10 protein-coding genes are annotated in these 14,224 nt (G+C 44.0%); all 10 read left to right on the top strand.

What is annotated here, in order from left to right:
- Positions 1 to 43 precede the first annotated feature (43 nt).
- The 10 genes from FPZ42_RS02335 to FPZ42_RS02290 all read left to right on the top strand — a co-directional run bounded on the left by FPZ42_RS02335 (position 44) and on the right by FPZ42_RS02290 (position 14,213).
- Positions 44 to 1,078 carry a LacI family DNA-binding transcriptional regulator gene (locus FPZ42_RS02335; RefSeq protein WP_146268882.1) on the top strand — a complete coding sequence of 345 codons (1,035 nt, stop codon included), beginning with the start codon at positions 44 to 46 and terminating at the stop codon, positions 1,076 to 1,078.
- Between the two features lie 256 nt (positions 1,079 to 1,334).
- Positions 1,335 to 4,343 carry a SusC/RagA family TonB-linked outer membrane protein gene (locus FPZ42_RS02330; protein ID WP_146268881.1) on the top strand — a complete coding sequence of 1,003 codons (3,009 nt, stop codon included), beginning with the start codon at positions 1,335 to 1,337 and terminating at the stop codon, positions 4,341 to 4,343.
- 29 nt (positions 4,344 to 4,372) lie between these two features.
- The gene (locus tag FPZ42_RS02325; RefSeq protein WP_146268880.1) at positions 4,373 to 5,887 is read left to right on the top strand and encodes a RagB/SusD family nutrient uptake outer membrane protein; all 1,515 of its coding nucleotides are present in this window, start codon (positions 4,373 to 4,375) and stop codon (positions 5,885 to 5,887) included.
- Positions 5,888 to 5,926: 39 nt separating this feature from the next.
- The gene (locus FPZ42_RS02320) at positions 5,927 to 6,790 is read left to right on the top strand and encodes a PKD domain-containing protein (protein WP_146268879.1); all 864 of its coding nucleotides are present in this window, start codon (positions 5,927 to 5,929) and stop codon (positions 6,788 to 6,790) included.
- A 41-nt stretch (positions 6,791 to 6,831) separates the two neighbouring features.
- Complete coding sequence (locus FPZ42_RS02315) at positions 6,832 to 7,956, top strand: acyltransferase family protein (RefSeq protein WP_146268878.1); 1,125 nt, start codon at positions 6,832 to 6,834, stop codon at positions 7,954 to 7,956.
- A gap of 12 nt (positions 7,957 to 7,968) precedes the next feature.
- Positions 7,969 to 9,516, top strand: a complete 1,548-nt coding sequence (locus tag FPZ42_RS02310; RefSeq protein ID WP_146268877.1) for a DUF4832 domain-containing protein — start codon at positions 7,969 to 7,971, stop codon at positions 9,514 to 9,516.
- Positions 9,517 to 9,518: 2 nt separating this feature from the next.
- Positions 9,519 to 11,120: a glycoside hydrolase family 31 protein gene (locus FPZ42_RS02305; protein WP_261382209.1), complete on the top strand. Its 1,602-nt coding sequence runs from the start codon at positions 9,519 to 9,521 to the stop codon at positions 11,118 to 11,120.
- A 20-nt stretch (positions 11,121 to 11,140) separates the two neighbouring features.
- Positions 11,141 to 12,259, top strand: a complete 1,119-nt coding sequence (locus FPZ42_RS02300) for a phosphotransferase enzyme family protein (RefSeq protein ID WP_146268875.1) — start codon at positions 11,141 to 11,143, stop codon at positions 12,257 to 12,259.
- Positions 12,259 to 12,912, top strand: coding sequence for a carbohydrate-binding family 9-like protein (locus FPZ42_RS02295; RefSeq protein WP_146268874.1), 654 nt, complete (start codon positions 12,259 to 12,261; stop codon positions 12,910 to 12,912). Before FPZ42_RS02300 ends, FPZ42_RS02295 begins: the two co-directional genes overlap by 1 nt.
- 11 nt (positions 12,913 to 12,923) lie before the next feature.
- Complete coding sequence (locus FPZ42_RS02290; RefSeq protein ID WP_146268873.1) at positions 12,924 to 14,213, top strand: sugar MFS transporter; 1,290 nt, start codon at positions 12,924 to 12,926, stop codon at positions 14,211 to 14,213.
- Positions 14,214 to 14,224: the final 11 nt, after the last annotated feature.

Raw genomic sequence — 14,224 nt, 5'->3', positions numbered from 1 at the left:
GATTTTTAATGCTAAATTAGCTAATTAGTTACTTACCCTATTAATGTCAAAAAACAAGTTACCTACCATTAAGGAGATAGCCAAGCGGCTCAATGTGTCTGCATCTACCGTATCACGGGCGCTGCATGATCATCCAAGTATCGGTTTGGTAACTACCATGCGGGTACGCAAAGTAGCGCAAGAGTTAGGGTACGAGGCCAACAAGATGGCCATCTACTTTAAAGAGCGCAAAACCTACACTATCGGGGTGATCATCCCCGATCTTTCCGAGCCATTTTTTTCCGCCGCGCTTACCGGTATCGAGGATGCCGCCGAAGCCAGTAATTACAACGTTATTATAGGCCAGTCATTAGACAATTTTGAACGTGAGAAAAAAATAGTGGAGAATATGAAAGACCATAGGGTAGATGGTATACTGGTATCACTTACCAAAGAAACCTCTACTTATGAACATTTCGACGGGCTTAAAAAGTATAACATCCCGGTGGTTTTCTTTGATCGCGTACCCAACCGCAAGGATATCAATTACGTTGCCTGTAATCTGGTAGCCGGTATGTTGCAAGCTGTCTCCAAGTTAGTTGCCATGGGGCATTCGCGAATAGGGTTAATTAATGGGCCTGCTAAACTGGCTGCTACCCTGCAACGGCTGGAAATTTACTTCAGGTGTTTGAAGGAAAATAACCTGCCAATGGATCAGGATATCATTGTATCAACAACGCTGGCAAAAAGTGATAATTTAAAAGCCATCAATAAACTGATCAATTTAGAGGAGCCGCCAACGGCAGTGATTGTTTTTAACGATTATGTACTGCTGGATTGCATTGCTGCCGTTAAAACCGCCGGGCTGAAAGTAAATAAAGACATCAGTTTTATCAGTTTTGCCAACCTGCCCATTTGGGAATATATGGATAGTGTGCCACTTGCCTCTATTGAACAATTCGCCAATAAACAATCATCTATGGCTGCGGGTTTTTTATTTAAGCTTATTAACAACGCCGCTTCGCCCAACCCGGTAGAGCTTCCGCTATTACAACATATCATCGACTCTGAGATGGTAGAGTACAATCGTTCAAAATAAATCAACGTAATTTTCGATCTGCAACAAATTATTTAGGGTTTAAGCTCCTAAATCGCTAATAATAATTTGTTTACAACGCGCCTTATGCAAATTACGCAAACGGTTGCGTTGAGTTTGCGCAAACGGTTGCGTAATCTATGCAAACGTTTGCGCAATTGTCAGGGCGGGGTCACGGGCTTTTGTTAACAGTAATTTTACGTCACTTTTACAAATAAGCAACTAACCATTCTGTACTAAACAAACTAATCGTCACAATATGATCAGAAAACTTCTACTCATCTTTTGTTGCGTTCTGTTGATTTCTTCGCAGGGCTATGCCCAATCTGCCAAGGTCACCGGGCGCGTTGTATCCGCAAAGGATAACCAGCCGCTGCCCGGTGTAAGTGTAGCAGTAAAAGGAACCTCAAACGGAGCCATGACCAATGTTAACGGCGACTTTACCGTTAATGTGCCTCCCGGAAAATCAACCCTTGTTGTCAGCTTTATCGGTTACACCCCAAAGCAGGTTGAGGTAACCGCAGGCCAAACCGGTGTACAGGTATCACTTGCAGAAGACATACAGCAACTTAATGATGTTGTTGTTGTGGGTTACAGCAGCAAAAAGCAAAGCGAGTTAACGAGTGCTGTAACCGTGGTGAACGCTAATAAACTTAAAGACGTTACTGCAAACAACGTAGGAACGATGCTGCAAGGTAAGGTAGCCGGTTTGCAGGTAATTAACAGCAGCGGTGTGCCGGGTGCCAATCCAGAGATAAGGCTACGCGGTGTGTCGTCCGTTAATGCCAATCAAAGCCCGCTATTTGTGGTTGATGGTATTATTGGCGGTAACTACGACCCTAATGATGTTGAAAGCATTACAGTATTGAAAGATGCGGCATCAACCGCATTGTATGGTTCGCAGGCAAATGCCGGTGTTATCATCGTTACAACCAAAAAAGCCAAAAGCGGCCAAACCAGGTTTGAGGCAAAAGCATCTTCAGGTTTCCGCACCGCAGATTTTGGTAAGCTTAATGTGATGAACAGCAACGAGCTTTATGATTACCAGAAAGAATTTTATCGCGATTACATTGTAGGCGCTACAGATAACAGCTACAAAATTGACCTGGCTAAATTTTATTCAGAACGCCCGCTATCTCTGCGCAACCAGGATTATAACTGGCCGAAACAATCTTTCAAGGCAGCGCCGATGTACAACTTCTACTTATCGGCAAGCGGTAAAACAGAAAAAAATGATTACTACGTAGGTGCATCATACTACAATGAGAAGGGTACTTTCTTAAATACCAATTACCAGCGTATCAACTTACGTGCAAACTCAACCTACCATTTCTCTAAAAAGCTTGATATCACCAATAATATCAACTTAAGTGGTAATATGGGCAAGAGTTATGATTACATGGATGTATATTATTCTTTCCTGAATATGCCATGGGATAACCCATATGATGCAAACGGAAATGCAATTTACGTTGATGGTAATTCTACATTTAAATGGTGGTCGAGAGATAAGATCAACCCAATTAATACCATAAAAAACTCAGACCATAGCTACAAAGGTTTCGATCTGAACTATGACCTGGGGATTAATTACCGCATCACAAACTGGTTAACATTTGCCAGCACCAACAGGGTAGCTGCTGGTTTCAACAAGGGCATAAATTACGTGTCGCCTACTGCGGCCGGTACTTACCATGGAACCGGTTACCTGGATGAGTTGAATACACTTAACTATGGCATAGTATCAAACCAGTTATTAAAATTTGATTTTAAACTGGGTGACCATAACCTGAGCGGTTTTGCCGGTGCAGCATTTGAAGGCAGCAATACCGAATATTCAGGCGCATCAGGCAAAGGCTTGCCTGAGGGCTTGCGCGTGCTTAACGTAGTATCAAACAACCAGTTGGTTAATGGCTACAACGCCAAGGCTTACCTGCAATCATTACTATCACAGGTTAACTACAATTACAAGGAGAAATATTTCTTATCTGCATCAGTACGTTATGATGGTTCATCAGCATTTGCGCCTACCAAGCAGTATGGAACCTTCCCATCGGTATCCGGCGCATGGCTGGTTAGCAACGAGGATTTCCTGGCAGGCAATTCAATACTTAATAATCTTAAAATACGAGGTAGTTATGGTGTAACCGGTACGCAGGATATTGGCGCATCAAGATACCTTGGTTTGTTCTCGCTTACTACGCAATACAATGGCCTGGTAGGTGCGGTGCCTTATCAGTTGGCCAGCCCTAACTTAACCTGGGAGAGCAAACACCAAGTTAACCTTGGTGCCGATATCGGTCTATTTAACCGCTTAACCTTAACGGTTGATGTTTACCGCAACAACACCAAAAACCTGCTGCTGCAAGTATCGCAGCCGCTATCTGTTGGGTTTGAGACCAAATGGGAAAATGCGGGTAACGTGATCAATAAGGGTATTGAGGTTGGCATTAGCTCTACCAATATCCGCAACAAGGATTTTGAGTGGAACACTGATTTCAACATCAACTTTAATAATAATAAGATCTACGGCTTGCCTGCACCGATCGTTAAAACCGGCTCATGGAGCATCTCGCAGATCTACCGCAACGGTGGCAACCTGTATGAGTTTTACATGCCAAAATGGTTAGGCGTTGATGCGCAAACAGGTGCGCCAGTGTGGGAGAAAATTGTTTATGATAACAATGGCAAAGCTGTTGCCAGCGAAAGAACATCAGATTACTCGCAGGCTACCATACAGGAAGTTGGTTCTGCACTGCCTAAGTTCCAGGGTGGGTTTAACAACAGCTTGCGTTACAAGAACTTTAACTTGAGAGTAAGCACTTACTTTAATTATGGTAACAAAGTGTTCAGTAATAACCTTAGGTTTATGATGAACGACGGACATGAGCCATACTACAACCAGATAAAATTACCTTCAGGTGCAAAAGTATGGAGCGGCCCGGGCGACACACAGGCAACAGAGCCAAGTCCGCAAAACTCAGCTAACTCAACTGAAACATCTACCCGTTACTTAAAAGATGGCAGCTATTTTACCATCCGTAACATTGCGTTGTCTTACACGCTGCCGAAGCAATGGGCAAAAAGCATCAACATGGATGGCATAACAGTGGGCTTCACTGCTGATAATGTGGCTACATTCTCCAACTTCCTGGGGCAGGATCCGCAAACAACCATACAACCGGGCAGCTTTGCAACCCCCGGCGTGTCTGACTTTAAGTATCCTAACAATCGCCAGTATTTGTTTACAGTTAACTTTAATTTTTAAGCAGGTATATCCTGATAAGATCATATAGTATGAAAAATAAATTTTTCGCCCTGCTAACGCTCGCTATGGTTGCTGCAAGCAGCTGTAAAAACTTAAACGTTAACCCCAGCGATGCCATAAGTACAGGTACCATTACCACCACATCAGACGGCCTCACCAATGCCCTTAATGGTGCTTATGCGTTATTGAAAGACCACATAGAGTTTAATGGTACCATAGATAACAATAATATGTACCTGCGCCAGTTTTATCACCTGAGCGATTTTGCCAGTGATGATATCGTTTGCGGCCAGGTAACAACCGACCCTTTGTATTACAGCTTTAGCTTAGGCCACTCGCCGTCGCAAGGCAACACACGTTATTACTGGTATGTATCTTACAAGATCATCACTGGTGTAAATACGGTGATAGATGCCATCGAAAAATCCGGAAAAACTGATGCTACCACCAACCAGCTTTTGGGTGAGTGTTATTTTCTGCGGGCATTTTGCCACTTTAACCTCGTAAGATTATTTGGTAAACCATACAGCGTTGATCCAAACTCGCCGGGTATTATCCTGCGCACCAATTTGACAGACGAAGCGCAAAAAGCCCGCTCAACCGTAAAAGAAGTTTATGATTCAGTTACCGCCGATACCGAAAAGGCAGCAGGGTTAATGACCCAGAGCCGCGGCGTGCAATATGCATCACAAGAGGCTGCATGGTCGTTACTGGCGCGTGTTAACCTTTACAAAGAAGATAACGCAAAGGCAATTGAATGGGCCAACAAAGTGATCAATTCGGGTAAATTTACTTTAACTACTAAGGCTACTTATCCAAGCCTGTTCGCAAACGCTAAAACCGGTTCTGAAACCATCTTCTGTATCGCCTTTACACAAGTTGATGATTACGGCAAATTCGGTTCTATCGCATCCATGATCTATTCAGACGGTAACTCGGGCTGGGGCGAGGAATACGCCTCATCATCCCTGCGCGACCTGATGAGCGCCCACCCGGAAGATGTGCGCTGGTCGTACATTGTTCCTTCGAAGGATGCATCGGGCAACGTTCAAAAGAAGAATGGTATCGAGATGTATTACATCAGTAAATTCTCTTTCCAGGATGGTTTACCTAACCTGAGCTCGCCAATTATGTTCAGGCTGGCAGAGATGTACCTTATACGTGCTGAAGCTGAAGCCAAAACCAACGCTACAGCCGCCGCTTTGGATGATGTGAATACTATCCGCAAAAACCGCGGCTTAGAAGGCTCATTGTATACCAGTGTGCCTGCAGGCAAAACAGCGCTTGATGTGGTGTTGGATGAGAAACGTATTGAGATGGCATTTGAAGGCCACCGTACTTATGATGTGTTCCGCAACAAACGCACCCTGGATAAAACTTATTGGGGATATCACATCACCAGCTTAAAGGAAACGGATATAGATCTGTTTAAAAAGCCGAGCGGATATCCAAACCTAACGGTGCCTTACACCAGCCCGCGCACTATCTATTTCATCCCTATTGATGAGATACTGAGCAACAATAAGGCAACCCAAAATCCATAATCAACAGCAAGGTATCACTAAGTAAATAACTGTTCTGATATGAAAAAAATTAAAGCAACCGCCCTGTTTTGCATAGTACTGCTGGGCATCAGCATAAGTTCCTGCAAAAAAGACAGCTACGTGCCCCAAACCGACCTCGCTTATGATGTTGCGGTTGATGGTGCTACGGCCACATTTAAGGTAACAACAACCGGCGTTACCAATTATCAATGGGATTTTGGCGATGGCACCAAATCAACCGATGCATCACCAACACATACTTATCCGGGCAAGGGTAAATATGTGCCTACACTTGTTGCATCGGTAAACGGCAAAACCACCGAGTCGTCTACCGTATTGCGAATTGCTAAAGTATCGCCGGTTAAATTAAACGACAACTCACTTGCTGATTGGGATGCTATTACGCAAAACGTAATTCCGTTGGGCCCGAACAGGGGCGTTGTTAACGCGGTAAAATTAGATTACGATGGCAACTATGTATATATCTATATGGAGATGGCCCGCAAAAAGGCAGACGCTGATATCTTCGATTTTTACATCGACTCTGATAACAACCCTGCTACCGGTTTGCTGACAGGCACTTTCACAGGTGGTGGATATGATATATTGCTGGAAGGACAATTACTGACATCCGGAATAGATATTTTCTACCATAACAGTACAGATCAAACAGCGTTCTCCTTCGCTCAGCAATCTATTGCCGATGCTATTAAAGTGGGAACCGTGCAGGAAGCGAACGGCGTAACTAAGTTTGAAATGAGCATAGCGCGCGGTAAACTGAAAGGCCTCACCGGCACAGGAGCTCGTTTTGGTATACAGGTTACCAAGAATGATTACTCGGTACTGTTCGGCAGTGCACCGGATCCGGGAAGTTCAAGCTTCTTTTTGGATATGAGTGAATAGTGCTTAAAGCAACACGATAAATAATATACATCGCGCACTTTATGGTAAAAGCTAATTCTGCAGATCAACTGGCCTCAGGCCGCCTCGTATCACTTGACGTGATGCGTGGTCTGATCATGATACTGCTTTGCGGCGAAAGCTGTGCAGTTTATGAGTCTATCAGGCATCTGAATGAGACAGAGCCTGCCGGCGGACTGATCATGCAGTTTTTTCACCATCCGTGGCATGGGCTGCGTTTCTGGGATTTAGTGCAGCCAGCGTTTATGTTTATGGCAGGTGCCGCCATGTATATTTCATATAGCCGTAAGTTGGCTAAAGGCAGCGGTTGGGGCAATAATTTAAAGCATATCCTCATCCGCAGCCTTAAATTGTTCATTTGCGGTGTTGCACTGCATTGCGTTTACGCAGGCAAACCGGTTTGGGAGCTTTGGAACGTATTAACGCAGTTGGCATTCACAACCATAGTGGCTTATCTGATAATCGATCGTTCTTATGCTTTTCAGATCGCCATTGGTGTAGGCCTGCTGGTTATAACAGAAGTGCTTTACCGCACCATACTTGTTCCGGGCTTTGACCAGCCTTTTGTGGAGGGCCACAATTTCGGTTCTTATACCGATACCTTGTTGATGGGTAAAATAAATAGCGATGGCTGGGTAACTATCAACTGCATCCCAACAGCGGCGCACACCATCTGGGGTGTGCTTGCGGGGAGATTGCTCGTATCCGGCAAAACATCGGCACAAAAAATAAGCACGTTGGTCATTGCCGGCATAATTGCTTTAATAATCGGCTTCGGGTTAGATTGGACAGGTATAACACCTATCATCAAGCGCATCAGCACCAGTTCTTTTGCATTTGCATCGGTAGGGTGGGTACTGTTGATGCTGGCTGCGGTGTACTGGTTTGTTGATGTAAAGCAAAACAAGCGCTACGCATGGATAGCCACTGTTGTGGGTATGAACGCCATATTCATTTACCTGTTTTTTGAGACAGTAGGCGCCCAATGGGTAAACCACACCGTTAGCATATTTAGTGGCCAGATGCTCAACCTGTTTTTAGGAGTGCCTGCACAGGTTGCTGCAGTTGTATCGGCGTTAACTACGCTGGTATTAGAGTGGGGGTTATGCTATTGGCTGTACAAACGCAGCATCTTTTTTAAACTTTAAAACATTACCGTAATGATAAAGATATTAACAGGATATTGCCTTGGGCTGGTGTTAGCCTTTACCTTGTTGTCCTCGTCATGCAAAGACAAAGAGGCTAACCTGGTTAAGGTGGAAAAGGTAAATGTAGCGTATACGGAAAGCAATGAAGATTTCCCTAACCCCGAGCGCGGTTTTTACCGCTATTCAGAGGTGCACGCCAGCAATTACACCGTACTTTCTGTAGATGAGCTGAAAAGCTATCGCTCGTTACAGTCTATTCAGAGTGCAAATTACAGCGTTTTAAGCACGCTTGTATTCAGGTATTATATTTTAGATGATGTTGTAAACCAACCTATAAAATCATCATTCCTGGATAACCTAAAAAAAGATTTTGCCGCAGCACGCGAGGCCGGAGTTAAACTGATACCACGTTTTGTTTACACAGCAACGGCCAAACCGGGCAATTGCCCCGAGGGATTTATTTGCCCGCTTTATGGCGATGCTCCCAAGAACATTATCCTAAACCACATTGCTCAATTAAAACCGGTATTGCATGATAACGCCGATATAATTGCCTGCGTGCAATTAGGATTTATAGGCGTATGGGGCGAGCAATATTACACCGACTTTTTTGGCGATGCATCACAGAATGCAACGCAAGGCAAACTGCTTGATGCCAACTGGCGAGATAGAATAGAAGTGATAAAAGCCATGCTTGATGCTGTACCTGCCGATAGGATGGTGCAGCTGCGCTATCCGCAGATAAAACAGCGTTACATTTACGGCATAAACGCCTTGATCACATCCGCACCGTTGACTGATGCGCAAGCCTTTAGCGAGAATGACATAGCCCGCTTAGGTTACCATAACGATTGCTTTTTGGCCAGTTCAAACGATTTTGGCACTTACGAAGATTATGGTAATAGCTTAACTCCGCGTACATCTGATGGGGCCGTGCTTAACACTTTGAAAGACTATTTTAAAGCAGACAGTAAATTTGTGGTTGTTGGTGGTGAAACCTGTTCTGATGGTTACAGCCCAACTAATGATTGCGAACCAGGCGGCCAGGCACAGGCGGAGTTTTCATCGCTGCATTACAGCTTTATTAATGCGCACTATAATACCGAGGTGAATAACGACTGGCAGGATGGCGGTTGTATGGATAATATTAAACGCAACCTGGGTTATCGTTTTGTGCTGCAAAGCGCTTGCCTGCCTGATAATGCAGTACGTAATGCAGCAATGCAAATTACTTTTAACATTAAAAACAAGGGTTACTCCTCGCCGTATAACAAACGTACCGTTAAGCTGCTATTGCGAAATAAGGCTACCAAAGAAATCCGTTCGATAGATCTGGCTACAGACATCCGCCGGTGGTATAGCGGCGACAACCAGGTGAGTGAATCGGTAAACATTCCGGCAGACCTGCCCGCTGGTGATTATGAAATGCTGTTGAATATGCCCGACGCTTATGCAAGCATCGCCACAAAGCCGGAGTTTAGTATCCGTTTGGCTAATAACGATGTATGGGAATCTACTACTGGTTACAATAATTTAAACCATACGCTAAAAGTAAACTGATCTTGAGTAAGGCTATCAAAATAATATTATCAGCTATATTTGTAGGCTTGGCGGCATCGCTTAGCGCGCAAACCATTGCCATTAAACCCGGCGAAAAATGGTTTGGCGGTGCAGTGAATGACGCACATTCAATGCCTTTTACAGATGGTTATAAACTTAACCTGTACGGCGATACCCGCGGAAACCAGGCATCGCCCTTATTGGTATCAACCAAAGGCCGGTTTATTTGGAGTGAAGAACCTTTCAAGTTTACGTTTGACAACGGTAAGTTGATTATCAGCGAAATCCACGCTGCATTGGTTGTTGACTCTTCGGCCAACAATTTGCAGAGTGCGTTTAAGCTTGCAGCTAAACGATATTTCCCATCGAAAGGTAAACTGCCCGACACGTTGTTGTTTGCCAAACCGCAATACAACACCTGGATAGAACTGGTTTACAACCAAAACCAAAAGGATATCATCAAATATGCAAAGGCAATTATCGACAACGGTTTCCCACCGGGGGTATTAATGATAGATGATAATTGGGCTGATTATTACGGCAGGTTTGATTTTCGTGCAGATAGATTCAGAAACGCTGCTGCAATGGTTGATTCACTGCATGATATGGGTTTTAAAGTGATGCTTTGGGTTAGTCCGTTTGTGTCACCCGATACAGAGGTTTATCGCGAATTGTTGGCGAAGCGCGTACTGCTTTTTGATAATGGCGGTAACACTGGTTTAACCTGGGATAAGGCTGATAAACCGGCCATCATTTCCTGGTGGAACGGTTATAGCTCGGTGCTTGATTTTACAAATCCGCAGGCAAAGGAGTGGTTTACCGGCAGGCTGAATTACATGATGAAAACGTATCACCTGGATGGCTTTAAGCTGGATGCTGGCGATGCAGATTTTTATCCGGCCAGCGCCGTTTCCTACAAAAAAGCAACGCCTAATGAACATAGCCGTTTATGGGGTGAGATTGGTTTAAGTTTTCCACTCAATGAATATCGCGCCATGTGGAAAATGGGCGGCGAGCCCCTCGTTGAACGCTTGCGCGACAAACAACATACCTGGACTGATCTGCAAAAACTGATACCACATATTACTACCGCCGGTTTATTAGGTTACCAATTTACCTGCCCGGATATGATCGGCGGTGGTGAATTTGGTTCCTTCATCGGTAAGGATAAACTGGATGAGCAACTCATAGTCCGCTCTGCACAATGCTCGGCGCTAATGCCGATGATGCAGTTTTCGGTTGCGCCATGGCGTGTTTTATCTCAGCAAAATCTGTCGGCGGTAAAAAAGGCAGTTGCTTTAAGGGCAAGATATACGCCTTATATATTGCAACTGGCAAAAACATCGGCGCAAACCGGCGAACCCATTGTGCGCAGCATGGAATACCAGTTCCCTAACCAGGGCCTTGTTGATGTAAAAGGCCAGTTTATGTTAGGCAGCAAATACCTCGTGGCTCCTGTAACAACTAAAGACAACAGCAAAATAGTTTACCTGCCCAAAGGCACCTGGATAAGCGATGATGGCAAAAAGATAAAGGGGCCGCTTAAGTATAACATCATGGTAGCAGCAGATAGGTTGCCTGTGTTCGAATTGATCAAGAATTGAAATTACAAAATTACTAAATAGTGCAAAGTTTTAAATACATAGCCGAAGTTGTACCGCACTTTAAATGTACTGCAGATGCCGGTTCCTATAAACCTTATGGGTCTGGCCATATCAATGATACCTTCTTTTTGAAGAATTTAGCCGAGGGGTCTGACTATTTACTGCAACGTATTAATCACCATATTTTCACCAACGTTGAAAAGCTTACAGAAAATATGCAAAAGGTGACCGAGCATTTAAAACTCAAGGTAATCAGCAACGGCGGCGACCCGATGACCGAAGTAATGACGCTTATCCCAACAAATAGCGGTAAGTATTTTTATCAGGATAGCGATGGCAACTATTGGCGCATGTTCTTTTTCCTGGGTAACACCAAAAGTTATGACCTGGTGAAGCTCCCTAAACAGGCTTATGAGGGTGGAAAAGCATTCGGAAAGTTCCAGGCAATGTTGTCTGATATCCCGGCAGGAGAGATGTTTGAGGTGATACCCGATTTCCATAACATACAGCATCGTTTAAGGCAACTAAACGATGCTATTTCGAAAGATATGGCAGGTCGCGTTTCTTCTGTTAAACCCGAATTAGATATTGTACGAAAGTATGCTGAGCCTATGCAGTACTTTCAGCAGCCTGATAAGGTAAATGCTTTGCCTAAACGGGTTATCCATAACGATACTAAATTTAATAACGTGCTGCTCAACCAAAACGACGAAGCGCAATGCGTTATTGACCTGGAGACGGTAATGGATGGCTACGTAGCCTATGACTTTGGCGACGCCATACGTACCATTATCAATACGTCTACTGAGGACGAGGCCGACCTGAGCAAAATACAGTTGAATATGCCTTTGTTTGATGCCTATGTACAAGGTTATCTGCGGGAAGCTTCGAAGTTTTTAACAGACGCTGAAGTGAGATCCCTGATGAAGGGTGCACTGCTACTGCCGTATATGCAAGCCGTTCGTTTTCTTACAGACCATATTAATGGCGATGTATATTTTAAAACCAAGTTTGAAGGGCATAATTTGCAAAGGGCCCGGGCGCAGTTCCAACTGCTTAAAATGCTTGATGCCAATGCCGAAGCAATGAACGCTACTATTTTAAACGAGATGGCCGGTTATAAAACGGCTCATTATTAATGATTACTGAAAGCAACATATTATACCTGGAAGTGAATGAGCAACCTCATCGTATTGAGGATGTTTCTGCGCTGATGGATCTGGTTGAACGGATGCAAATATCTTTTGCACCATGGCATGGAGAAATGGCTATGCCAAAGGTTGATTTTTGCATTACTTACAATGAAAACCATATTTTTCTTAAATTTTTTGTAACAGAAGCTGCAATTAAGGCCGAATATGTTAATTTTAACGATCCGGTTTACGAGGATAGCTGTGTTGAGTTCTTTATAGCCTTTAACGGCGATAGCAGCTACTATAACCTCGAGTTTAATTGCATGGGCACCGGCAGGGTACAATATGGCAGCGGTAAGTATAACCGCGCATTTATACCTGCGGGCTTAATTAAAACAATACAACATCAAACTACGCTAAAGAATACCAGCCGCGGAGATATTTATTGGGAGCTTACTTTGGTGGTCCCCAAAACTGTATTTATGTTCCATCCGCAATTAAACTTAGAAAACAACCGGGCAAAAGTTAATTTTTTCAAGTGCGGCGACGGCTTGCCACAGCCACACTACTTATGCTGGAACAACATCGTTCATCACGAACCGGAGTTCCATCTTACAGATTTTTTCAAACAAGTAACATTTAGTCCACAGGTAGTTTAAAATTTAAAAGCATGGCACAACAAGCAGTATCATTACAGTCAGAGAACAAGAAAAGCGCAATGAGTCCCATTTTCATCATTGGGATGCTGTTCTTTATTTTTGGTTTTATCACATGGTTAAACTCGGTTCTGATACCGTATTTAAAACTGGCTTGCGAGCTTAACAATGTTGAAGCCTACTTGGTAACAACTGCTTTTTATATCTCTTACTTCGTACTGGCTATCCCGTCGGCCCGCATCTTAAATGCAACCGGTTTCAAAAAAGGGATGTCGGTTGGTTTGGCGGTAATGGCCGTAGGTGCATTGATCTTCATACCCGCGGCATTAACACGCTTTTACGGCCTTTTCCTGTTAGGCTTGTTCATACAAGGGTCCGGATTGGCCTTATTGCAAACCGCATCAAACCCGTATATCACCATACTTGGTCCGCCGGAGAGCGCTGCAAGGCGTATCAGTATTATGGGCATCTGTAATAAAGTGGCCGGTGCAATTGCGCCGATAGTGTTAGGAGCAATTGCTCTTAAAGATGTGGACGGTTTAAAAGCCCGCATTGCAACCATGGCTGTTGAAGCAAAAAAGTTAGAGTTAGATGCATTAGCATCACGTGTAATATTACCTTATGTGGTTATTTTTGTAGTATTGGTGATATTGTCTGTTGTTATTTACAATTCAAGCCTGCCCGAGATAGATACCGACCAGGAAGACGAAACCACCGCGTTAACCAATACCGGTAAAACCAGCGTTTTGCAGTTTCCGCATTTACTGTTAGGTGTACTTACGCTGTTTTGTTATGTTGGCGTTGAGGTTATAGCAGGCGATACAATTATAAACTATGCCAACACGCAGGGCATTGCTATGGAGAGTGCCAAATTCTTTACCTCGTTTACCTTAGGCTGTATGCTTGTTGGCTATGGAATAGGGGTGGTGTGCATTCCAAAATATCTTACACAGGAAAAAGCTATGAAGCTTTCTGCGGGCTTAGGTGTGATCTTATCTAATCTGGTAATTTTTACACATGGCTATGTTTCTGTTTTGGGTGTAGCCCTGCTTGGCTTAGCTAATTCATTAGTGTGGCCGGCTATATGGCCAATGGCTTTGGCGGGTTTGGGCAGGTTTACCAAAATTGGCTCATCGCTTATGATCATGGGGATAGCCGGTGGTGCAATTGTGCCGCTAGGCTACGGTGCATTGGCCGATGCTATTAACCCTACACACGCTTACGTTATTTTGATACCATCATACCTTATCATTTTATATTACGCTTTCAGCGGGCACAAAGTAGGCCGGCCTAAGGCAATTTGAAAGAACAATTA

Source organism: Mucilaginibacter achroorhodeus (assembly GCF_007846095.1).
GTDB lineage: Bacteria > Bacteroidota > Bacteroidia > Sphingobacteriales > Sphingobacteriaceae > Mucilaginibacter > Mucilaginibacter achroorhodeus.
The sequence above is the reverse complement of the archived record's forward strand: the minus strand, read 5'-3'. Positions and strand labels throughout refer to the sequence as shown.